This window comes from Pseudomonas sp. Pseusp49, assembly GCF_059491875.1.
In genome coordinates this window covers 5,453,309-5,475,469 of the sequence record NZ_CP168514.1, presented here as the reverse complement: position 1 = coordinate 5,475,469, position 22,161 = coordinate 5,453,309, and the positions used below count along the sequence as shown (strand labels likewise).

26 protein-coding genes and 1 tRNA gene are annotated in these 22,161 nt (G+C 57.7%); 22 read left to right on the top strand and 5 right to left on the bottom strand.

The annotated features are described in order from the left end of the window. Positions 1 to 36: 36 nt before the first annotated feature. Entirely contained in the window at positions 37 to 954 is a 918-nt protein-coding gene (locus tag ACEN83_RS24350; protein WP_495578645.1) for a putative 2-dehydropantoate 2-reductase, read from the bottom strand. Positions 955 to 1,089: 135 nt separating this feature from the next. Here ACEN83_RS24350 and ACEN83_RS24345 point away from each other — a divergent pair, with 135 nt between their 5' ends. Then, positions 1,090 to 1,575, top strand: coding sequence for a YajQ family cyclic di-GMP-binding protein (locus ACEN83_RS24345; RefSeq protein ID WP_007977344.1), 486 nt, complete (start codon positions 1,090 to 1,092; stop codon positions 1,573 to 1,575). Between the two features lie 138 nt (positions 1,576 to 1,713). After that, a complete protein-coding gene (locus tag ACEN83_RS24340) occupies positions 1,714 to 2,556 on the top strand; it encodes a mechanosensitive ion channel family protein (protein WP_007977343.1) in 843 nt (280 codons plus the stop codon). A 141-nt stretch (positions 2,557 to 2,697) separates the two neighbouring features. Here the strand turns inward: ACEN83_RS24340 and ACEN83_RS24335 are convergent, their stop codons facing one another. After that, positions 2,698 to 4,026, bottom strand: a complete 1,329-nt coding sequence (locus ACEN83_RS24335; RefSeq protein WP_495578644.1) for an OprD family porin — start codon at positions 4,024 to 4,026, stop codon at positions 2,698 to 2,700. 909 nt (positions 4,027 to 4,935) lie between these two features. Here ACEN83_RS24335 and ACEN83_RS24330 point away from each other — a divergent pair. Next, a complete protein-coding gene (locus ACEN83_RS24330; RefSeq protein ID WP_007977340.1) occupies positions 4,936 to 5,361 on the top strand; it encodes an HIT domain-containing protein in 426 nt (141 codons plus the stop codon). A 3-nt stretch (positions 5,362 to 5,364) separates the two neighbouring features. After that, positions 5,365 to 5,571: a SlyX family protein gene (locus ACEN83_RS24325; RefSeq protein ID WP_495578643.1), complete on the top strand. Its 207-nt coding sequence runs from the start codon at positions 5,365 to 5,367 to the stop codon at positions 5,569 to 5,571. A gap of 78 nt (positions 5,572 to 5,649) precedes the next feature. Here ACEN83_RS24325 and ACEN83_RS24320 read toward each other — a convergent pair whose 3' ends face one another. Next, positions 5,650 to 6,252, bottom strand: a complete 603-nt coding sequence (locus ACEN83_RS24320) for a cold-shock protein (protein WP_095965394.1) — start codon at positions 6,250 to 6,252, stop codon at positions 5,650 to 5,652. Between the two features lie 530 nt (positions 6,253 to 6,782). Here ACEN83_RS24320 and ACEN83_RS24315 point away from each other — a divergent pair. The 18 genes from ACEN83_RS24315 (at position 6,783) to nadA (ending at position 21,207) form a co-directional block, all read left to right on the top strand. Next, positions 6,783 to 7,118, top strand: a complete 336-nt coding sequence (locus ACEN83_RS24315) for a ribbon-helix-helix domain-containing protein (RefSeq protein ID WP_495578642.1) — start codon at positions 6,783 to 6,785, stop codon at positions 7,116 to 7,118. A 137-nt stretch (positions 7,119 to 7,255) separates the two neighbouring features. Beyond that, positions 7,256 to 7,477, top strand: coding sequence for an FmdB family zinc ribbon protein (locus tag ACEN83_RS24310; RefSeq protein ID WP_007977333.1), 222 nt, complete (start codon positions 7,256 to 7,258; stop codon positions 7,475 to 7,477). A gap of 121 nt (positions 7,478 to 7,598) precedes the next feature. Then, positions 7,599 to 9,374 carry an aspartate--tRNA ligase gene (gene aspS / locus ACEN83_RS24305; RefSeq protein ID WP_007977331.1) on the top strand — a complete coding sequence of 592 codons (1,776 nt, stop codon included), beginning with the start codon at positions 7,599 to 7,601 and terminating at the stop codon, positions 9,372 to 9,374. A 128-nt stretch (positions 9,375 to 9,502) separates the two neighbouring features. Continuing rightward, positions 9,503 to 10,249, top strand: a complete 747-nt coding sequence (locus ACEN83_RS24300) for a YebC/PmpR family DNA-binding transcriptional regulator (RefSeq protein WP_007977329.1) — start codon at positions 9,503 to 9,505, stop codon at positions 10,247 to 10,249. 143 nt (positions 10,250 to 10,392) lie between these two features. Beyond that, on the top strand, positions 10,393 to 10,917 hold the full coding sequence (ruvC, locus tag ACEN83_RS24295) for a crossover junction endodeoxyribonuclease RuvC (protein ID WP_095965392.1): 525 nt from the start codon (positions 10,393 to 10,395) through the stop codon (positions 10,915 to 10,917). Between the two features lie 114 nt (positions 10,918 to 11,031). Continuing rightward, on the top strand, positions 11,032 to 11,640 hold the full coding sequence (ruvA, locus tag ACEN83_RS24290) for a Holliday junction branch migration protein RuvA (protein ID WP_116582961.1): 609 nt from the start codon (positions 11,032 to 11,034) through the stop codon (positions 11,638 to 11,640). Next, positions 11,641 to 12,702, top strand: coding sequence for a Holliday junction branch migration DNA helicase RuvB (gene ruvB / locus ACEN83_RS24285; protein WP_015096600.1), 1,062 nt, complete (start codon positions 11,641 to 11,643; stop codon positions 12,700 to 12,702). It begins immediately after the preceding gene. Positions 12,703 to 12,829: 127 nt separating this feature from the next. Then, positions 12,830 to 13,297: a tol-pal system-associated acyl-CoA thioesterase gene (gene ybgC, locus ACEN83_RS24280; protein WP_007990726.1), complete on the top strand. Its 468-nt coding sequence runs from the start codon at positions 12,830 to 12,832 to the stop codon at positions 13,295 to 13,297. Further along, a complete protein-coding gene (gene tolQ, locus ACEN83_RS24275; RefSeq protein WP_007995636.1) occupies positions 13,287 to 13,982 on the top strand; it encodes a protein TolQ in 696 nt (231 codons plus the stop codon). The genes ybgC and tolQ overlap by 11 nt, the downstream gene beginning before the upstream one ends. Positions 13,983 to 14,005: 23 nt before the next feature. Then, complete coding sequence (gene tolR, locus ACEN83_RS24270) at positions 14,006 to 14,458, top strand: protein TolR (RefSeq protein WP_162130292.1); 453 nt, start codon at positions 14,006 to 14,008, stop codon at positions 14,456 to 14,458. Further along, complete coding sequence (gene tolA / locus ACEN83_RS24265; protein WP_007977318.1) at positions 14,458 to 15,537, top strand: cell envelope integrity protein TolA; 1,080 nt, start codon at positions 14,458 to 14,460, stop codon at positions 15,535 to 15,537. Before tolR ends, tolA begins: the two co-directional genes overlap by 1 nt. 17 nt (positions 15,538 to 15,554) lie before the next feature. After that, a complete protein-coding gene (gene tolB / locus ACEN83_RS24260; RefSeq protein ID WP_162831820.1) occupies positions 15,555 to 16,835 on the top strand; it encodes a Tol-Pal system beta propeller repeat protein TolB in 1,281 nt (426 codons plus the stop codon). A gap of 52 nt (positions 16,836 to 16,887) precedes the next feature. Beyond that, positions 16,888 to 17,385: a peptidoglycan-associated lipoprotein Pal gene (gene pal / locus ACEN83_RS24255; RefSeq protein WP_003178634.1), complete on the top strand. Its 498-nt coding sequence runs from the start codon at positions 16,888 to 16,890 to the stop codon at positions 17,383 to 17,385. A gap of 6 nt (positions 17,386 to 17,391) precedes the next feature. Beyond that, complete coding sequence (gene ybgF, locus ACEN83_RS24250) at positions 17,392 to 18,231, top strand: tol-pal system protein YbgF (RefSeq protein WP_495578641.1); 840 nt, start codon at positions 17,392 to 17,394, stop codon at positions 18,229 to 18,231. 166 nt (positions 18,232 to 18,397) lie between these two features. Further along, positions 18,398 to 19,045 carry a 7-carboxy-7-deazaguanine synthase QueE gene (gene queE / locus ACEN83_RS24245; protein ID WP_007977310.1) on the top strand — a complete coding sequence of 216 codons (648 nt, stop codon included), beginning with the start codon at positions 18,398 to 18,400 and terminating at the stop codon, positions 19,043 to 19,045. Position 19,046: 1 nt separating this feature from the next. Next, on the top strand, positions 19,047 to 19,739 hold the full coding sequence (gene queC, locus ACEN83_RS24240; protein WP_102698370.1) for a 7-cyano-7-deazaguanine synthase QueC: 693 nt from the start codon (positions 19,047 to 19,049) through the stop codon (positions 19,737 to 19,739). Between the two features lie 63 nt (positions 19,740 to 19,802). Beyond that, positions 19,803 to 19,878 (top strand) — tRNA-Lys (locus ACEN83_RS24235). A gap of 270 nt (positions 19,879 to 20,148) precedes the next feature. Further along, positions 20,149 to 21,207: a quinolinate synthase NadA gene (gene nadA, locus ACEN83_RS24230; RefSeq protein ID WP_007995624.1), complete on the top strand. Its 1,059-nt coding sequence runs from the start codon at positions 20,149 to 20,151 to the stop codon at positions 21,205 to 21,207. Between the two features lie 98 nt (positions 21,208 to 21,305). Here nadA and ACEN83_RS24225 read toward each other — a convergent pair whose 3' ends face one another. Then, positions 21,306 to 21,794, bottom strand: a complete 489-nt coding sequence (locus ACEN83_RS24225) for an RDD family protein (RefSeq protein WP_116582958.1) — start codon at positions 21,792 to 21,794, stop codon at positions 21,306 to 21,308. 95 nt (positions 21,795 to 21,889) lie between these two features. After that, entirely contained in the window at positions 21,890 to 22,102 is a 213-nt protein-coding gene (locus ACEN83_RS24220; protein ID WP_007977299.1) for a cold-shock protein, read from the bottom strand. Between the last annotated feature and the right edge of the window lie 59 nt (positions 22,103 to 22,161).

Here is a 22,161-nt window from a genome sequence, read left to right as displayed (position 1 = left end):
CGCAGACAAGGAACAAGTGGCCAGCGTAGCCGCTGCTCAGTCGCTGGGCAATCCAAGGCTTTGCAGGCGAGCGATCAACCTTGCCTGAAGTTGATTGAGGTGAGGCAGGTTCAGTTGATGTCGTCCGGCCACTTTGCAGGCGTAGCCCAGCAGGTAGCTGATTTCCGTGCGGCGCTGGCTCGTGACGTCCTGATACATCGACGAGTAGTTGGCCGCGGTGGCGTGAATCACTCGCTCCACTTCCTGCTGCAGGTTTTCAGCCGCCGCCGGCTGACCGCAACGCTCAAGCAACTCCACCAGTTCACCGCACAGGGTGGCCACTTCGCACTGATGCTGCTGCAAACCGCCGTTGCGGCAATCGTGCAGCACCGTCAGCGGGTTGATCGCGCAGTTGAGGGCCAGCTTGCGCCACAGCCTGGTCAGAATATCGGTGCTCCACTCGTGAGGGATGCCGGCAGCGCTCAAGTCATCGAGCCAGATCGGCGCGACCGGATGGCTCGCATCCCCCAGCCAGGTGAAGCCATGGCCAGCAAACACCACGCGCCAATCGCCATCGCGGAAGGCGCCTTCGGTGCTCGAGGCATAGATGCAGCGTGCCTGGGGAACCTGTGCGGCCACCGCGTCCTGACTGCCCAGGCCATTTTGCAGCAGGATCAGTTCGGCGTCGGGGGCCAGGCGTGACGTCAGTCGGGCCACCGCGCTTTCGGTATCGTAGGCCTTGCACGCCACCAGCAGGCGGTTGATCGGCTCGCTGCTGTCCGCTGTTTCGGCGGGTACGGCGTAGTGTTGCGCCTGGCCGTGTTCCACCAGTGTCAATCCGCCTGCAGCCTCATAGGCCTGCAGTCTCGCGGTGTCCCGCAGGATAAGCCTGACCGGCACGCCAGCCCGGGCCAGGCGTGTCGCCCATAAAGTGCCGAGGCTGCCGGCGCCGAGTACATGCCAGGTGGTGGACATCAGCTTTTTGCTCTGTTTAAGGCGTGCATCGGCAGCTCACAGTGAATGATGGGAAAGACCCGTTATAATCAGCGCGGATTTTAACCGCAAGCCAGGCGCGCTCCATCGGTGCGCCTTTAAATTTGGAGAGATTACATGCCGTCGTTCGACGTGGTATCCGAACTGGACAAACACGAAGTCACCAACGCGGTCGAGAACGCCGTCAAGGAACTCGATCGTCGTTATGACCTGAAAGGCAAAGGCAGCTTCGAGTTCAAGGAAAAAGACCTGACCGTCAACCTGACCGCAGAAGCGGATTTCCAGCTCGAAGCGATGATTGAGATCCTCAAGCTGGCTCTGGTCAAGCGCAAAATCGACGTGCAGTGCCTCGAAGTCAAGGATGCCTTCGCGTCGGGCAAGCTGATGAAGCAGGAAGCTGTCCTCAAGGAAGGCATCGACAAGGAGCTGGCGAAGAAAATCGTTGCTCACGTCAAAGATGCCAAGCTCAAGGTCCAGGCGGCCATTCAGGGCGAGCAGGTTCGTATTACCGGCAAGAAGCGTGATGACCTGCAAGAAGCCATTGCTGTGCTGCGGGCCAAGGAGTTCGGTATGCCGCTGCAGTTCAACAACTTCCGCGACTGACCTTGAAAGCGGGAACCTCCTGGCGTTTGTGACGTCGGAGGCCCAAGCAACGGCAGAAACGATTGAATCCGTCGCGGTTCGATCTTTCTGCCGCTTTTTTTTACGCATGCCGCATAGCCGGAAAACAGGAGAAAGTAGATGGATTTAAGCGCTGAGGTAGACAACCTGGTCAAGGTATCCCAAACCTGGATCCCGATGATCATGGAATACGGCAGTCGCGTACTGCTGGCGGTCATCACCCTGGCCATCGGCTGGTGGCTGATCAACAAAGTGACGAAAAAGCTCGGCGGACTGATTGCGTTGCGCAATGCCGACCTGGCGCTGCAGGGCTTTATCAGCAGCCTAGCGAACATCATCCTCAAGATCCTGCTGGTCGTCAGCGTGGCTTCGATGATCGGTGTGGAAACCACTTCGTTTGTGGCTGCGATTGGTGCGGCGGGCCTGGCCATTGGCCTGGCTTTGCAGGGCAGCCTGGCGAACTTCGCCGGTGGCGTGTTGATTTTGCTGTTCCGCCCGTTTCGTATCGGCGACTGGATCGAGGCTCAGGGGGTTGCCGGTACCGTCGACAGCATCCAGATTTTCCATACCGTACTGCGCACCGGTGACAACAAGACCATCATCGTGCCCAACGGAAATCTGTCGAACGGCATTATTACCAACACCAATCGCCAGCCGACCCGCAAAGTGGTGTTTGATGTGGGCGTCGATTATGAAGCGGACTTGCAGAAAGCCCGGCAAGTGTTGCTGGAGTTGGCCAAGGATCCGCGTGTATTGACTGACCCGGAACCTCAGGCAGTCATTTCGACATTGGGTGACAGTTCTATCACTGTTTCCCTGCGTGTCTGGGTGAAGACAGCGGATTATTGGGATGTGATGTTCATGTTCAATGAACTGTCCCGTGATCGCCTGAGAGAGGCCGGCATCGATATTCCATTTCCACAGCGGGTTATTCGCGTGGTTCAGGAGTCCGCAGTGCAGTGATAGACCTTGCCATACATGCCTGACTTTTCGGTCAGGCATGTATGGCGATTGTTCAATAATTGAACAATTTGCACGGACAACAAAAAAGGCCCATCCGAAGATGGGCCTTTTGTTTTGTTACCGCAAACTAACTGGATGCGATTACAAAACCGACAGCGGGTAGTCGACGATGAAACGGAACTCTTTCACGTCGCCTTCACCTTCGTCAGCGTTAGCGAAGTGCCATGCTTGACGAATACGGAAGGAGAGGTCTTTTGCCGGGCCAGACTGAACAACGTACTTGGCTTCGAAGTTGGTCTCGTTGTGCTTGCCGTCTTCGCCATACAGGCCAGCGTAAGGGCTGCCAACTGGAGTTTTGGTGCCGTCGATGTCCCAGCCTTTAACGTAACGGGTCATGAAGCTCAGACCTGGAACGCCGTACTCAGCCATTTTCAGGTCATAACGAACCTGGGCAGACTTCTCGCCTGGGGCGTTGAAGTCAGAGTACTGGATGGAGTTGGCGAGGAAGATCGAGTCGCCGCCGCGGTTGTTCTTGCCCACACCGATGTAGTCGAACGGAGTGTCACCGTTAACCTTCTGGAAGGCGAGGGTGATGGTGTGTGCTTTCATGAACGAGAAAGCGGCTGCCAGGGAGTAAGCAGTGTTGCTGATCTCGCCGGCTTTGGCATCACCAGTGTCTTTGGTGTTGTAGATGTTACCGTCCAGGTTCAGCGACTCGTCGCCGCCCAGCGGGATGGTGTAGTTCAGGTTGGCGTAGTACTGGTTCCAGATGTCTTCCAGCTTGGCGCCGTACAGCGATGCCGACAGGTTGTCGGTAATGCCGTATTTGCCACCGAAGTAGTCGATGGAGTTGGCTTCTACGCCAGCGTAGGTTGCAAACAGGCCGCCGTCACGAGCGTTGCGGTCCTGGCTGGTCGCCGAGTAGAAGTGACCGGCTTCGAGGTCAAGGTCTTTGACTTCGCTGCTTTGCAGTTGGATACCGCTGGCAGTTTGAGGAAGGATACGGGAACCGCCAACAGCGAACACTGGAGCAGTGCTTGGCTGCATGTCGCCGACTTTCAGCTCGGTTTTCGATACGCGGAACTTAACAGCGCCGCCGGCTTTGCCCTGGCTGTTGTTAACTTCGCCATCGGCGTCGCGGCTCATGTTACCGGTGCCGCCGGTGCCATCACCGCCGTCCAGTTTGATTGCCAGGTAACCGAAAGCGTCAACGCCAACACCGATCAGGCCTTGGGTGTAACCGGAGCTGAAATTGCCCCAGATGCCTTGGGTCCAGTCTTTCTGGTCGGTAGCGCCATCTTTGCGGTCACGGTTGAAGTAGTAGTTGCGAACCAGCAAGTTCAGAGAGCTGTCTTCAACAATACCTTTGGCTTCAGCCTGGTCACTTACGAAAGGGGCGGCCGTAGCCAATTGGGTACTGGCTGCTGCTGCAACTGCCAGTGCGATCATGCTCCACTTCATCACGCGCATCGTGATTTGCTCCTTTGGTTTTAGAAGAGTACTGCCGTCCCACCTGTTTTATTATCTGGGCGGCTCTTTCTTTTTGTGTCGGCGCAAACTTATATCACGCCGACAATGTTGGCGATACTTGCGTATCTAACCTTTCGCCTTCTTTACGACCATGTCGCAAACAGCGAGGTAGATGTCGCAAATTTCGAGCTCCGACGCAACCGGGCTGACAACTTTAATGCTGTTTTCTGAGCCTTGGTGTCGGTAAAAAGAGTCCTGGTGAAACGTTTGAATCTCCATCGGGCTACCTTGCCACTGTCTTTTTTGCCTGAATGCCCCCCACTTCCAGCGGGTGTCACTCAGGTGATGTTGGGTATGTATGCAACAAACGTGCACAAAGCCATATTTTCTTGCGGTTTTTTCAAATTGACCCTCTGGCGCTGTAAAAACCTCATGAAACCGGGGGGTTCAAGCGCCTTTGGTTTGGGCTTGACGCTTTGCTTCGCATCATGTTGCACCCTTTTGGTCGACTGCCTGACAACCAAAAATGTTACCGGTTCACCCCGCCAGTGAGTAAATGGCGGATGTCGAAGCGTTCAGCGTAGACCCACTGTGCGGTTTTGGTGCAAAAAAATTTTAATCCTGTGCTGGATTCACTCCTGTTGATCAGGTGTCTGGCGCGAACTCTTCGTTGTTAATCAGTCATTTCGGCGCTTTTTTCGGTTGGCCGGTTCTGTAGTGGTGCGCGGTGTCGAAAATTGTCTCATTCGGGGGCGGGCTGTCAGCTTTTCGCTGGCACTCTTGGCGTCTGTGCAAGGTTCGCCGTGAAGCGTGCGCCGTTCACAGGTATGCTGCCGTCCGGTCGCTTGGTGCGCCGCTCCTCTGGATGGACGCTAAGCTGAAAATGATGACCCGGCGGGAGTACGCGCAGTGTTTGCTTTAGATCCACGACTTCAACAAGACACGTTACCGATCGGGGACTTTCCGCTCTGCCGGTTGCTGTTGTCCAACGACTCGAACTATCCCTGGTTCATCCTGGTACCTCGTCGTGAGGCTATCAGCGAGATATTTCAGTTGGATGTCGCAGACCAGCGACAGCTTTGGCAGGAGACGACGACGCTTTCGCAAGTGCTCAAGGACTCGTTCGATGCGGACAAGTTGAATGTTGCGGCGCTGGGCAATGTCGTCAGCCAGTTGCACATGCACGTGATTGTGCGCAAACACGAAGATGCCGCCTGGCCAGCACCCGTTTGGGGTAGGCATCCGGCAAAGCCCTACAGTTCGGAGCAGATTGCCGCCATTCGCGAGCGTTTGCGCCTGATATTGACCGATGACTTTACGTTTCTGGAGGGCTGAATCATGAGCCTGGAAGAACGCGTTACCGATCTTGAAAGCCGCCTGGCCTTTCAGGATGACACCATCCAGGCATTGAATGATGTGCTGGTTACGCAGCAGCGGGTGGTCGAGCGTCTTCAACTGCAAATGGCTGCGTTGCTCAAGCGGCAGGAGGAAATGGTCGGCCAGTTCGAATCGTTCGAAGAGGAAGCGCCGCCACCGCACTACTAATCGATGTGCAGTAAGTAACGTGCAGGCATGAAAAAACCGCGGACAGCCAGGCTGTGCGCGGTTTTTTTCAGCCTTGAATCAGCGACGCGGCAGCGCGGCGATCACATCTTCGGCTTGCAGGCCCTTGTCACGATTCATGACGGAGAACTCCACGCGCTGGCCTTCTACCAGGACGCGGTGGCCTTCACCGCGAATGGCCCGGAAGTGGACGAAGATATCGTCGCCGGAATCGCGGGAGATGAAGCCGAAGCCTTTGGACGTGTTGAACCACTTGACGGTGCCGGTATCGCGGTTGCTCATGTCGTAGCTTGGCGAGGCGGCGACCGGTGACGATTTGTAGAAGCTGATGCCCAGGTGCAGGGCAACAGCGATCAGGGCTGCGACCAGGCTGAACAGAACGGCAGGTTGACCGGCGATGACAGGCATCGGCGCGATCAGCGTCAGAGTCTGCAGTACTACCGCCAGAGCCAGCAGGACACTGACCAGGTTTTGCAGTTGGTGGCGCGGACCTTTGTTCCAGTAAGGGATGACAGGTGCAAGCGTGAGATTGAGCAGGCCGAAAAAGGCCAGGTACAGCGCATCAGGTTGTTGCAGGTAAGGCAAGGCTTCAGGGTGCAGGCTAGGGATGAAGGACAGCAGCAAGGCTGCTGCGCCTATCAACAGATGGACGATTTTCAACATTTTGATTAACTCACGTTAAGACAGCTCACAAGGAAGAGCTGATGGCGCACGGTTCGCTTCAAGAAAATAAAGAGGCGTTGGACACGTGCCCGGTATCAGCCTATGCGCCGTGCCCGGAAAAATAGGCACTGGCGACACGTCGTCTATTTAACAGCAAAGCCGCAGGCTACTCAAATCAGGGCGTCCGACGGCTCTTTGGCGGTGATTTGCCGCAGGTTGCCCGAAGTTACGGGGCTGCGGTAAAGGCAAGTGACTTGCTGGTCGCGTATGCAGGTGCATGAAAAATGGAGTGACTACTTGGCGCTCTTCTTTCCTACGTCATTCCATAGGGTGTTTCTGAAGGGGGCTTCGTTTCGCTGCGTGGGAAAACGTCTGGCGTAGGACGATCTCCGGGGTCTGCCAACAGTTGTTGGCTTATCCTACGTCGAGGGTCATAAAGTCGGCTGGAAAATACCTTTGCACCTGCGTTTTTATAAGCCGACACACAGTTGCGCTTTAAGAAACCAGGATGGCAAAGGAGTGTCAGCGTTATGGTTTATGAAAGGCAAGAAGAGGGGCGATACGGTTCGCACAGGGATGTAAGGGTTGATCCGTTTGTTCGCGAATTCGATATGGGGTTGGCCCAGCCCTTGTCCCGCTCCGTACGTTTGAATGGCTTCGCAACCTGTTTGCGGCTCGAGCAGGTTTATTGGGATATTTTGGGAGCAATGGCCCGGGCCAACGGTTGTTCGGTCAGTAGCCTGTTATCCCATGTGGATCGCGAAGTTCACTTGCGTCATGGCGGAGTAAGGAATTTCAGTGGATTGGTGCGGGTCGTCTGTGTCGTACACAGCCTCAAGGAAGGGGGTTGCATCGTCACTGCCTAGTCTGGGCGGTGAAAACGGCAGAGTGTCGGTCTGTGCAGTCTTACGGCTGCACAGGCCGCATTTAATGGATATAATCCCGCTCTTTGCCGCGAAACCCCAGCGTGTGCGGTAGCAATCTGATCGCCGAGACAACCTCCATGCCGATGTACGATTATCAATGTGCTTCCTGTGGTCATCAGTTGGAAGCCATTCAAAAGATCAGCGATGCACCGCTGGTCGACTGCCCTGCCTGTCAGGCGCCAGAGCTTAAGAAAATGCTGTCCATGCCGGGCTTTCGCCTTAGCGGCACGGGTTGGTACGAAACCGATTTCAAGACCGGTTCCAAGAAGAACCTGGCCGGCGGCGACAAAGCTGACTAAGGTCCTGAACCTGAATTGAACGACACACGCGAGCTCTTGCATCACCCGGTGACTTTTTAAAGGCGGGGCTGCTGTAGGATCTCCAACCGAATTTCGAATTACGAGAAGTGAAACCACGACCATGATGCGCAGCCATTATTGCGGCCAACTGAACGAAAGCCTGGACGGCCAGGAAATTACCCTTTGCGGATGGGTTCACCGTCGCCGTGACCACGGTGGGGTGATTTTCCTCGATATCCGTGATCGTGATGGTCTGGCCCAGGTCGTGTTCGATCCGGACCGCGCTGAAACCTTCGCCGCGGCCGATCGCGTGCGCAGCGAGTACGTCGTGAAGATCACCGGCAAGGTTCGCCTGCGTCCGGCCGGTGCGACCAACGCCAACATGGCGTCGGGCATGATCGAAGTCCTCGGCTACGAACTGGAAGTGCTGAACGAATCGGAAACCCCGCCGTTCCCGCTGAATGAGTTCTCCGACGTCGGTGAAGAAACCCGCCTGCGCTATCGTTTCCTCGACCTGCGTCGCCCGGAAATGGCCGAGAAGCTGCGTCTGCGTTCGCGCATGACCACCAGCATCCGTCGCTTCCTGGACGAGAACGGGTTCCTCGACGTAGAAACGCCGATCCTGACCCGTGCTACCCCGGAAGGCGCGCGCGACTACCTGGTGCCGAGCCGTACGCATGCCGGTTCGTTCTTCGCCTTGCCGCAATCGCCGCAACTGTTCAAGCAACTGCTGATGGTGGCCGGCTTCGACCGTTACTACCAGATCGCCAAGTGCTTCCGCGACGAAGACCTGCGGGCCGACCGCCAGCCGGAATTCACCCAGATCGACATCGAGACCAGTTTCCTCGATGAAAAAGAGATCATGGGCCTGACCGAGCAAATGATCCGCAACCTGTTCAAGGAAGTGCTGGGCCTGGAGTTCGGTGAGTTCCCGCACATGACCTTCGAAGAAGCCATGCGCCGCTACGGTTCCGACAAGCCAGACCTGCGTAACCCGCTGGAACTGGTTGACGTGGCCGACCAGCTCAAGGAAGTCGACTTCAAGGTGTTCAGCGGCCCGGCCAATGACCCGAAATGCCGCATTGCCGCCCTGCGCGTGCCTGGCGGCGCGAGCATGCCGCGCAAGCAGATCGACGACTACACCAAGTTTGTCGGCATCTACGGTGCCAAGGGCCTGGCGTACATCAAGGTCAACGAGCGCGCGAATGGCGTTGACGGTCTGCAATCGCCGATCGTGAAGAACATCCCTGAAGCCAACCTCAACGTGATCCTGGATCGTGTTGGTGCAGTCGACGGCGACATCGTGTTCTTCGGTGCCGACAAGGCCAAGATCGTCAGCGAAGCGTTGGGCGCACTGCGCATCAAGCTCGGTCACGACCTGAGCCTGCTGACCTGCGAATGGGCTCCGATGTGGGTCGTTGACTTCCCGATGTTCGAAGAGAACGACGACGGCAGCTTCAGCGCCTTGCACCACCCGTTCACCGCGCCGAAGTGTTCCCCGGCGGAGTTGGAAGCCAACCCGGCGGGCGCTCTGTCCCGTGCCTATGACATGGTGTTGAACGGCACCGAGCTGGGTGGCGGTTCGATCCGTATCCACCGCAAAGAGATGCAACAAGCGGTCTTCCGTCTGCTGGGCATCAACGAAGTGGAACAGGAAGAGAAATTCGGCTTCCTGCTCGACGCCCTGAAATATGGCGCACCGCCGCACGGTGGCCTGGCCTTCGGTCTGGACCGTCTGGTGATGCTGATGACCGGCGCCCAGTCGATCCGTGAAGTGATCGCCTTCCCGAAAACCCAGAGCGCGGCCGATGTCATGACCCAGGCGCCGGGCCAGGTGGATGCCAAGGCATTGCGCGAGTTGCACATTCGTCTGCGTGAAACGCCTAAGGCCGAGTAAGGCTGACCCGAAGGGCGCATCTGCGGATGCGCCCTTTCTTTATAGGCAAAGCTGTTCAAGATTTTTGTTTGCCGGCCGGCGCAATACAGCGCAGCGGGCAATGTTTCAAAGAGAATTCGGAGCGAGTTATGGCAGGTCATTCCAAGTGGGCGAACATCAAGCACCGCAAAGAACGTCAGGATGCCAAGAGGGGCAAGATCTTCACCAAGTGGATTCGTGAGCTGACCGTCGCTGCCCGTCAGGGTGGTGGTGATCCAGGCTCCAATCCGCGTCTGCGCCTGGCCCTGGACAAGGCCCTGGGTGCCAACATGAGCCGTGACATCATCGATCGTGCCATCGCCCGCGGTACCGGCGCTGCCGATACCGACGACGTGGTCGAGCTGACCTACGAAGGTTACGGTCCGGGCGGCGTGGCGGTGATGGTCGAATGCATGACCGACAACCGTAATCGCACTGCCGCCGCTGTTCGTCACGCGTTCAGCAAGTGCGGCGGCAACCTCGGGACTGACGGTTCGGTGGCCTATCTGTTCGAACGCAAGGGGCAGATCTCCTTCGCTGCCGGCGTTGACGAAGACGCGCTGATGGAAGCGGCCATGGAAGCCGACGCCGATGACGTGGTGACCAACGAAGACGGTTCGATCGACGTGTTCACCTCGTTTGCCGGGTTCTATTCCGTGCGTAACGCACTGGAAGCGGCGGGTTTCAAGGGTGACGACGCGGAAATCGTCATGCTGCCGACCACCAGCGCCGAACTCGATCTGGAAGGCGCCGAGAAGGTCCTCAAGCTGATCGACATGCTCGAAGACCTGGATGACGTGCAAAACGTCTACTCCAACGCGGAAATCCCGGAGTCGGTGGCCGCGCAGCTCGGTTGATGTACCGATAAAGATCGCCGCCCTGTAGGAGCTGCCGCAGGCTGCGATCTTTTGATCTTCGCTTCTAAAATCAAAAGATCGCAGCCTTCGGCAGCTCCTACACGGTTATCCTCAGGCAACCGCGAATTCCTTTTGCAGGCGTTATGACTTTAATTCTTGGTATCGACCCCGGTTCGCGCATCACCGGTTACGGTGTGGTGCGTGATACCGGCCGTGGCTGCGAGTACGTCGCCTCCGGTTGTATCCGCACCGGTGCCGGCGAGCTGGCTGAGCGATTGCAGATTGTCTATCGCGGGGTGCGGGAGATCATTCAGACTTACCATCCGGTGACCATGGGGATCGAAAAGGTGTTCATGGCCCGTAACGCCGATTCCGCCCTGAAACTGGGGCAGGCCCGTGGCGCGGCGATCGTGGCGGGTGCCGAGGAAAGCCTGGAAATTGCCGAATACAGCGCAACCCAGGTCAAGCAGGCAGTGGTCGGTACCGGCTCGGCCAACAAGGAGCAGGTGCAGATGATGGTCATGCACATGCTCAAGCTGACCAGCAAGCCGCAGATCGATGCTTCGGACGCCCTGGCCATTGCCATCTGTCATGCTCATACCCGCTCCAGTCTGCTGCCCCATGGTCTCGGGGCGGCACGCAGTCGTGGCGGGCGCCTGCGTCTCTGATAGCATCAACAATCATTTTCATGGGGGGAGGGCGTTTCGCCTGGGTTGTCGGCGCTACTCCCTTGCTCCATCAGTCGCTGGCCCAGAGCTGGCCAACGCTCAAGGATTTGTAACGTGATTGGACGTTTGCGCGGCACCCTGGCTGAGAAGCAGCCTCCACACTTGATTCTGGATGTAAACGGCCTGGGTTATGAACTCGAAGTGCCGATGACGACCCTCTATCGCTTGCCGTCGGTCGGTGAGCCGCTGACGTTGCACACTCATCTGGTCGTGCGTGAAGACGCACAGTTACTCTATGGTTTCGTCGGCAAGCGTGAGCGCGACTTTTTCCGCGAATTGATCCGTCTCAACGGCGTCGGGCCGAAACTGGCGCTGGCCTTGATGTCGAGCCTGGAAGTCGACGAGCTGGTTCGTTGTGTTCAGTCCCAGGACACTTCGGCGCTGACCAAGGTGCCAGGTGTGGGCAAGAAAACGGCCGAGCGTTTGCTGGTGGAACTCAAGGATCGCTTCAAGGCCTGGGAAACCGTACCGGCCATGTTCGCCCTGGTGCCGAACCAGCCGGATGGACCGGCCCCGGTGAACACTGCCGAGACTGACGCGGTCAGCGCCCTGATTTCCCTGGGCTACAAGCCGCAGGAAGCGAGCAAGGCGGTGTCTGCGATCAAGGAGAAAGGTTTGAGCAGTGAAGACATGATCCGTCGCGCCTTGAAGGGAATGATCTAAGTGATTGAAGCTGATCGTCTGATCGCTGCCACGCACAGTCCGCGTGAGCGCGAAGAAGTCCAGGACCGTGCCATTCGCCCGGTCAGCCTGGCGGAATACATTGGCCAGCCGACCGTTCGCGAGCAGATGGAGTTGTTCATTCAGGCGGCTCGCGGTCGTAACGAGTCCCTGGACCACACGCTGATCTTCGGGCCGCCGGGCCTGGGCAAGACCACCCTCGCCAACATCATCGCCCAGGAAATGGGGGTGTCGATCAAGAGCACTTCAGGCCCGGTGCTGGAGCGTCCGGGTGATCTCGCCGCGCTGTTGACCAACCTTGAGCCTCACGATGTGCTGTTCATCGACGAAATCCATCGCCTGTCGCCCATCGTTGAAGAAGTGCTGTACCCGGCCATGGAGGACTTCCAGCTCGACATCATGATTGGCGAGGGCCCGGCTGCGCGTTCGATCAAGCTCGATCTGCCGCCGTTTACCCTGGTCGGCGCAACGACACGGGCTGGCATGCTGACCAACCCGTTGCGTGACCGTTTCGGCATCGTTCAGCGTCTTGAGTTCTACAATAACGCCGACTTGTCGACGATCGTGAGTCGTTCGGCGAGCATCCTTGGTTTGCCGCTGGACCCGGAAGGCGCCTTCGAAATTGCCCGCCGTGCCCGTGGCACGCCCCGGATTGCCAACCGACTGTTGCGCCGGGTGCGTGATTTCGCCGAGGTTCGCGCCAAGGGGCATATCACCAAGCCGATTGCCGACCTGGCGCTGAACCTGCTGGACGTCGACGAACGCGGCTTCGATCACCAGGACCGGCGTCTGTTGCTGACCATGATCGAGAAGTTCGATGGCGGGCCGGTCGGGGTCGACAGTCTGGCCGCCGCCATCAGCGAAGAGCGTCACACCATTGAAGACGTGCTTGAGCCTTACCTGATCCAGCAGGGTTACATCATGCGCACGCCAAGGGGGCGAGTGGTGACGCGGCATGCCTATCTGCATTTCGGTTTAAACATTCCGTCACGATTGGGCGAAATGCCCGTGGCAGACGAGTTCCTCGGTGCCAGTGACGATTAATTAACGTTGCGTGCTGATTTTTTCGGGCAATGTAGGGTCCCAGCACCGTACTTTCGCAAGAAAGCCGCAGATCAATGAAAAACAGTTGCCTGGCCGGATTGGCAACCTGAGGAGTAAGCACTAGAGTATGCGCGCGCAAAACGGGCTTGAGCCTTTCGCACATCGTTGTCGCGTTTATTACGAGGACACCGATGCGGGCGGCATCGTGTATTACGTCAATTACCTCAAGTTTATGGAACGGGCTCGAACCGAGCGGCTGCGAGATCTGGGCTTTGCCCAATCACAGCTGGCAGGGGAGGACCTGTTGTTCGTCGTGCATTCCAGCGAAGCGCGCTATCACGCGCCGGCGCGACTGGACGACGAACTGCTGGTAAGCGCTGAAGTAATCGAATTGAACCGTGCCAGCCTGCGCTTCAAGCAGCAGGTCAGGCGGGCAACGGATAATGTGCTGCTCTGTGAAGGGCAGTTTCTGGTGGCCTGTGTGCGCACTGAAAGTTTGAAACCCCGGGCCATTCCCGAAGCTCTACGAGCGGCCTTTGCCGACGTGAGCGGCGCGGGTACACACTCAAAGCAGGAGATAAAGCGTGGAAGCTAACGTCGTCGACCATTCCTCCATGTGGAGCCTGGTCAGCAATGCCAGTATCGTGGTGCAACTGGTAATGCTGACCCTGGTAGCCGCATCGGTGACCTCGTGGATCATGATCTTTCAGCGCAGCAACTTGCTGCGCGCCGGTCGACGTGCCCTGGAGAGCTTTGAAGAGCGCTTCTGGTCGGGTATCGACCTGTCCAAACTGTACCGTCAGGCCGGCAGCAACCCGGACCCCGATTCGGGTGTCGAGCAAATCTTCCGTGCCGGTTTCAAGGAATTCTCCCGCCTGCGCCAGCAGCCAGGCGTTGACCCGGAAGCGGTCATGGAAGGCGTGGCCCGTGCCATGCGTGTTGCGATTTCCCGCGAAGAAGAAAAGCTCGAGCAGAGCCTGCCCTTTCTCGCCACCGTCGGTTCCGTCAGCCCCTACATCGGTCTGTTCGGTACCGTCTGGGGGATCATGAACTCCTTCCGTGGCCTGGCCACCGCCCAGCAAGCGACCCTGGCCACTGTGGCCCCGGGTATCGCCGAAGCACTGATCGCCACGGCCATCGGTCTGTTCGCGGCCATTCCAGCCGTTATCGCTTACAACCGTTTTGCTGCGCGCAGCGAAACCCTGCTGGGCCGCTACTACACCTTCGCCGACGAGTTCCAGGCGATCCTGCACCGCAAAGTGCACACCAGCGAAGAATAAGCAGGTAATTTCCAATGGCTTTAATCGCTCGAGCTCGCAAAAAGCGCAAGCCGGTCGCCGAGATGAACGTGGTGCCCTACATCGACGTGATGTTGGTGCTGCTGGTCATCTTCATGGTGACCGCGCCGATGCTCAATCAGGGCGTGAAAGTTGATCTGCCCAAGGTTTCCAGCGAAGCCTTGCCGCAGGACAACAACACCCAGGTCCTGACCATTTCCATCAAATCCGACAAGACCTACTACTGGAACCTTGGCAGCGAAGTCGACACGGACAAGCAGCAGGACCGGGCCATGACGTTGCCGCAGATGACTGACGCCGTGACCAAGATCATTCGCGTCGGCAATGAAAACGGCAAGCACACCCAGGTCTTCATTCGCGGCGACAAATCCGTCGATTACGGTTCCGTCATGGGGGCCATGGGCGGGTTGCAGAAAGCCGGGGTCGGTAATGTTGGCTTGATTACCGAGGCGCCCTGATGCAGCAACAGCGAGAGCCGTCCGCCTCGGAAAGCTACTTCTGGCCTAGTGTCTGGGCGATTGGCTTGCACGTGCTGGTGTTCGGCATGTTGTTCGTCAGTTTTGCCTTTACCCCGGAGCTGCCGCCGGCCAAGCCGATTGTCCAGGCGACCTTGTACCAGCTGAAATCGAAAAGTCGGGCGACCACCCAGACCAATCAGAAGATTGCCGGTGAGGCGCAGAAATCTGCTGCGCGTCAGACCGAAGTCGAGCAGATGGAGCAGAAAAAGGTCGAGCAGGAAGCGGTGAAGGCTGCGGAACAAAAGAAAGAAGAGGCGGCTCAAAAGGCCGAGGAAGCCAAGAAGGCCGACGAAGCGAAGAAAGCGGACGAGGCGAAAAAGGCTGATGAAGCCAAGAAAGCCGACGACGCGAAGAAAGCCGCGGAAGCCAAGAAGGCAGAAGAGAAACAATTGGCTGATATAGCCAAGAAGAAAGCTGAAGAAGAAGCCAAGAAGGCTGCTGAAGAAGAGGCCAAGAAAGCGGCCGCTGAAGAAGCCAAGAAAAAGATCGTCGAAGACGCGAAGAAGAAAGCCGCGGAAGACGCCAAGAAGAAAGCCGAGGCTGAAGAGGCGAAGAAGAAAGTCGCCGAGGAAGCGAAGAAGAAAGCTGCTGCCGATGCTGCGAAGAAGAAATCGCAGGACGCGGCGCGTAAATCCGCCGAAGACAAAAAGGCTCAGGCCCTGGCAGATTTGCTTTCCGACACGCCGCAGCGTCAGCAGGCCTTGGCCGATGAGCAGGGTGACGAAGTCGCCGGCAGTTTCGATGACCTGATTCGTGCGCGTGCAGCGGAAGGCTGGGCTCGTCCACCTTCGGCACGCAAAGGCATGACGGTCGTGTTGCAGATCGGCATGTTGCCGGACGGTACGGTGACTTCGGTCAGTGTGTCCAAGTCCAGTGGCGACGGTCCGTTTGACGCCTCGGCTGTTGCAGCAGTGAAGAATATTGGACGTTTGACAGAAATGCAGGGAATGAAGCCGAGTGATTTCGCTCCGTATCGTTCATTCAAGATGACATTCACACCTGAGGATCTAGCCTTGTGAGAAACCTTCTTCGAGGAATGCTGGTCGTTATCTGCTGCATGGCAGGGATGGCGATGGCAGATGAGAAAAACATTCTGGTTACCAGCGGCAGCGATCGGGCGACCCCGATCGCCGTTGTACCGTTCGGCTTCCAGGGCGGTAGCGTGCTGCCGGACGACATGGCGGAAATCATCGGTAACGACCTGCGCAACTCGGGTTACTACTCGCCGATTCCAAAGCAGAACATGATCAGCCAGCCGAGCCAGGCCGGCGAAATCATCTTCCGTGACTTCAAGGCACTGGGTGCCCAGTACGTCATGGTCGGCAGCATCGTTCCGGCGGGCGGTCGCCTGCAGGTGCAATATGCACTGTTCAACGTAGCCACCGAGCAGCAAGTGCTGACCGGCAGCGTGTCGGGCGGTGTCGATCAGTTGCGCGACATGGCGCACTACATCTCTGACCAGTCGTTCGAAAAACTCACGGGTATCAAGGGTGCCTTCTCGACTCGCCTGCTGTACGTAACGGCCGAGCGTTTCTCCGAGAACAACACTCGCTACACCCTGCAGCGTTCGGACTACGACGGTGCCCGCGCCGTGACCCTGTTGCAATCGCGTGAGCCGATCCTGTCGCCGCGTTTCGCACCGGATGGCAAGCGCATCGCTTATGTCTCCTTCGAGCAGAAGCGTCCGCGTATCTTCATGCAGAACATCGACACCGGTCGCCGTGAGCAGATCACCAACTTCGAAGGCCTGAACGGTGCACCTGCGTGGTCGCCGGATGGCAATCGCCTGGCGTTCGTGCTGTCCAAGGACGGCAACCCGGACATCTATGTGATGAACCTCGGCTCGCGTCAGATCAGCCGCGTCACCAATGGTCCTGGCATCAACACCGAACCGTTCTGGGGCAAGGATGGCTCGACCATCTACTTCACTTCCGACCGTGGCGGCAAACCGCAGATCTACAAGACCAGCGCCGGTGGCGGCGGTGCCGAACGCGTGACTTTCGTCGGCAACTACAACGCCAACCCTAAATTGTCGGCTGATGAAAAGACGCTTGTCATGATTCACCGTCAGGATGGTTTCACCAATTTCAAGGTGGCGGCCCAGGATTTGCAGCGCGGTAGTGTAAAAATCCTCACTGATAGCACTCTGGACGAGTCGCCTACTGTCGCGCCCAACGGCACCATGGTAATCTACGCCACCCGCCAGCAGGGCCGGGGAGTCTTGATGCTCGTGTCCATCAATGGACGCGTAAGGCTCCCGCTTCCTACCGCACAAGGCGAAGTCAGAGAACCTTCCTGGTCCCCTTACCTGAACTGACGCGGCGCTATACGTTTTACTTAACACACTGGGGTTCATTAGGAGTTTCACGATGGAAATGCTGAAGTTTGGTAAATTTGCTGCGCTGGCACTGGCCATGGCTGTAGCTGTAGGTTGCTCGTCCAAAGGCGGCGACAATGCCGGTGAAGGCGCGGTAGATCCAAACGCTGGTTACGGCGCAAACACTGGTGCAGTTGACGGCTCCCTGAGCGAAGAAGCTGCACTGCGCGCTATCACCACTTTCTACTTCGAATACGACAGCTCGGACCTGAAGCCAGAAGCCATGCGCGCTCTGGACGTTCACGCCAAAGACCTGAAAGCAAACGGCGCTCGCGTTGTTCTGGAAGGCAACACCGACGAACGTGGTACTCGTGAGTACAACATGGCACTGGGCGAGCGTCGTGCGAAAGCCGTTCAGCGTTACCTGGTACTGCAAGGTGTTTCCCCAGCTCAGCTGGAACTGGTTTCCTACGGCGAAGAGCGTCCAGTTGCTACCGGCAACGACGAGCAGTCCTGGGCTCAAAACCGTCGCGTCGAACTGCGTAAGTAATTCGTCATGCGAACGTGCCGTCGTGCTGTAACTGTTCTGGCTCTCAGCCTCGCGCCGCTTGCGGCGTGGGCTGCGGTTCCTGTGGTCGATAATGACTCCGGCTATAACAATAGCGGGAGCAGTTATCCGCCTGCAGGTTACGGTACGAACGGCGCCTATGCCGGGGGAGGGGTTTCGACCCCTGTCTCGGCACAGGGTCAGCTGTTCAACCAACTGCAACAAATGCAGGAACAGATCTCGCGCCAACAGGGTGTGATCGAAGAACTGCAAAATGATGTAGCGCGCATGAAGCAGGAAAACCTGGAGCGATACCAGGATCTTGATCGGCGCATAGGAACCGGCGTTGCACCAGCCGCGACTCCTGAAAATTCTTCAACCGGTGGTGAATCGAACACCCCCGGTGCAGCCGCAGGTGCTTCAGCTGGCGCAGCCGCCGCTCAAGCACCTGCCGCGGGTAGCGAGCCGGCAGATCCGGCGAAGGAAAAGCTCTATTACGATGCTGCCTTCGACCTGATCAAGGCCAAGGATTTCGACAAGGCCAGCCAGGCTTTCGCCGCATTCCTGCGCAAATACCCGAACAGTCAGTACGCGGGCAATGCCCAGTACTGGCTGGGCGAAGTGAACCTGGCCAAAGGCGATCTGCAAGGTGCAGGTCAGGCATTTGCCAAGGTTTCGCAGCTGTATCCCAAGCACGCCAAGGTGCCTGATTCGCTGTACAAGCTCGCTGATGTAGAGCGCCGTCTCGGTCATACCGACCGGGTCAAGGGCATTCTGCAGCAGGTCGTGTCCCAGTATCCGGGCACTTCCGCTGCTCAGCTGGCGCAGCGTGATCTGCAGAAAATGTAAGGCGGCTTGAGCCGTTTCAAAGAAACCCGCGCTTGTCGCGGGTTTTTTCGTTAGAATTCACCCCCTTTTTCTGAAACACGCTTTTTGGGATCTGCGCATTGCCGGGGTTCCTTGAAGTGCCTGACGGAGGCGGACAGCCTGTTTAGCTGTTACGCCCGTGGCGACTATGCAAGACACATTGAGAATCACCGAAGTTTTCTACTCGTTGCAGGGTGAAACTCGGACTGCCGGCCTGCCCACGGTTTTTGTGCGCCTGACCGGTTGTCCGTTGCGTTGCCAATACTGCGACAGCGCCTACGCGTTCACCGGCGGAACCATTCGCACCCTCGACGATATCCTCGAGCAGGTCGCCGGTTTCCGCCCGCGTTATGTCTGTGTCACGGGGGGCGAGCCCCTGGCGCAACCCAACGCCATTCCCTTGCTCAAGCGCTTGTGCGACGCCGGTTACGAAGTGTCACTGGAAACCAGTGGCTCTATCGATATCTCGCCGGTAGATTCCCGGGTCAGTCGCGTTGTCGACCTGAAAACCCCGGGTTCGAAGGAAGCGCACCGCAATCGCTACGAAAACATCGAGCTGCTCACGCCCAACGATCAGGTGAAATTTGTCATCTGTTCGCGGGAGGACTATGACTGGTCCGTTTCCAAACTGATCCAGTACGGTCTGGACCAGCGCGCCGGCGAAGTCCTGTTCTCGCCAAGCCACCATGATCTCAATGCCCGGGACCTGGCGGACTGGGTGGTGGCGGATAACCTGCCAGTGCGTTTGCAATTGCAGCTGCATAAATATCTATGGAATGACGAGCCGGGGCGCTGAAATGACTGAACAACTCAACACTGCTGAAAAACGTGCGGTCATCCTGCTGTCCGGTGGCCTGGACTCGGCGACCGTGGTAGCCATGGCGCGCGCCGAAGGCTACAGCTGCTACACCATGAGCTTCGACTACGGTCAGCGCTCTCACGCCGAACTGCACGCCGCCGAGCGCGTGGCGCGGGATCTGGGTGTGGTCGAGCACAAGGTGATCGGCCTGAACCTGAACGGCATGGGCGGCTCGGCGCTGACCGACAGCAGCATCGATATTCCGGAAGAGCTGGGTGAGGGCATTCCTGTCACCTACGTGCCTGCGCGTAACACGGTGTTCCTGTCCCTGGCCCTGGGCTGGGCTGAAGTGCTCGGTGCGCGGGATATCTTCATCGGCGTCAATGCGGTGGATTACTCCGGTTACCCGGACTGCCGTCCCGAGTTCATCGAGTCGTTCGAGCGCATGGCCAACCTGGCAACCAAAGCCGGCGTGGAAGGCAATGGCTTCCGCATTCAGGCACCGCTGCAAAACCTCAGCAAGGCGCAGATCGTCCAGGCGGGCGTGAAGCTTGGCGTGAACTACGGGCTGACCGTTTCCTGCTATCAGGCCGACGATGATGGTCGTGCGTGCGGCAAATGCGACAGCTGCCGACTGCGCGCCGAAGGCTTTGCGGCGGCCGGAATCAGCGATCCAACACCTTATTTTTGATTTTTTTCAAAATAGGTGTTGAATAGTCCTTAAAAATCAGTATTATACGCGCCACCACACAGCGGGTCGTTAGCTCAGTTGGTAGAGCAGTTGGCTTTTAACCAATTGGTCGTAGGTTCGAATCCCACACGACCCACCATTTTTAGCAGTTTTAAAAGTCTGGAAGGCCCACGCAAGTGAGGATTTCCGGATTTTTTTTTGCCTGCGATTCAAGCCCGCCTCGCTCCGGGCTGCTGCGCAAGGCGCAGATCAGAATCATCTTTTGCATCTGTCGGATATTCTGTAGCCTTGCGCAGCTTCAACGCTGTCCGTGCCTGATGAATACTCACTTTCCCGGCGGTACCCTGAAGGGTCCGGAGCCGGGTGTATACTCGACTTTCGCGCGAATGCGCCTGCAGGTCTTGCGAACATGACGCAAATATCCGAACGCCTTCTGGTTCAAGCCCACCTCGACGCCAAACAGCCCAAACCGCTGACCGCCGATGAAGAGGCTTACTACCGTGCCGCCATCGCTGCCGAGCTCAAGGCTCAGGACGCGGTGCTGGTGGCCCACTTCTATTGCGACCCTGTCATTCAGGCGCTGGCCGAAGAGACGGGTGGCTGTGTCTCCGACTCGCTGGAGATGGCCCGCTTCGGCAATGCCCATCCGGCCAAGACCGTGGTCGTCGCCGGCGTGAAGTTCATGGGGGAGACTGCCAAGATCCTCAATCCGGAAAAACGCGTGTTGATGCCGACCCTCGAAGCGACCTGTTCGCTCGACCTGGGGTGCCCGGTGGACGAGTTTTCCGCGTTCTGCGATCAACACCCGGAGCGTACGGTTGTGGTGTACGCCAACACTTCCGCTGCGGTAAAAGCCCGCGCGGATTGGGTGGTGACTTCAAGCTGTGCGCTGGAAATCGTCGAAAGCCTGATGGACAACGGCGAGACCATCATCTGGGGGCCGGACAAGCACCTGGGGACCTACATCCAGCGCCAGACCGGTGCCGACATGCTGCTGTGGGACGGCGCCTGCATCGTTCACGAAGAGTTCAAGTCCAAGCAGCTTGAAGACATGAAGGCGCTGTACCCGGATGCGGCGATCCTGGTGCACCCGGAGTCGCCGACTTCGGTGATTGAACTGGCCGACGCCGTGGGCTCCACCAGTCAGTTGATCGCGGCGGCACAGAGCCTGCCGAACAAGACGCTGATCGTTGCCACCGACCGCGGCATCTTCTACAAGATGCAGCAGCTGTGCCCGGACAAGGTCTTTATCGAAGCCCCGACGGCGGGTAACGGCGCGGCGTGCCGCAGTTGTGCACATTGCCCGTGGATGGCCATGAACACGCTTGAGCGGACGCTCAAGGCGTTGAAAGAAGGCGCGAACGAGATCTTTGTCGATCCGGCGCTGATCCCGCAGGCGATTCGACCGCTCAAGCGGATGCTGGATTTCACCCAGGCGGCGCGGATGAAGCTGGCCGGTAACGCTTAAAAGCCGGAAAGCAAAAGATCGCAGCCTTCGGCAGCTCCTACAGGGTGTAAACAAAACCCTGTAGGAGCTGCCGAAGGCTGCGATCTTTTTTGTGAGTGTTACTTGGTCTTCTTCGGAATCCGCACCAGTTCGGTATTCGAATAGATGTCATGCCAGCTACGTTGCTGTTTGTCGAACAGCGACCAGAAAAACCCAAGGCCAACACACAGCAAGGACGCGATCGACACCACAAAGCGCAACAGTGCCTGCCACAGGCTGATGGATGAGCCGTCGGCGTTCTGTACGCGAATGCACCAGACCTGCATGCCCAGGGTCTGACCCGACCAGGTCCAGAATTTGGCGAAGAAGCCGAACAGTACGAACAGCAGGACGGTGGAGAGCAGGGGATCGCCGTCCAGCGCGCCGGCTTCGGTCAGGGTGCGCATCCTTTCTTCGCCGATGATCGCCATCTGGATCATCTTGTAGAGGCCGCTGGTGACGATCAGCAGGGCGGTGCACAGCAGGAAATCATAGAACATGGCTGCCAGGCGACGACCCAGGCCAGCGGCAGGAAAGTCGCCCTGGGGAGTAAGCAGGTGTTTCGACATGGCAGGCTCTCGGCGAAAAAAGAAGCCATTTTACGGATTTACGCGCACAAAAAAGCCCCTGATGTCAGCATCAGGGGCTTTTTCGTTACAGAAGATTAGGCTTCTGCTTGTACTTCGTCAGCCTGCATGCCTTTCTGGCCTTGCACGGCGATGAAAGTCACTTTCTGGCCTTCTTTCAGGCTCTTGAAGCCGTTGCCCTGGATGGCGCGGAAATGCACGAACAGATCCGGACCGCTTTCAGGAGTGATAAAACCAAAACCTTTCTCGTCGTTAAACCACTTGACGGTACCGCTCTGACGTTGGGACATTTCTTATTTCCTTTGACGCAAAAAATTAATGACAGTCTCCTTCTCATGAAAGAGTACTG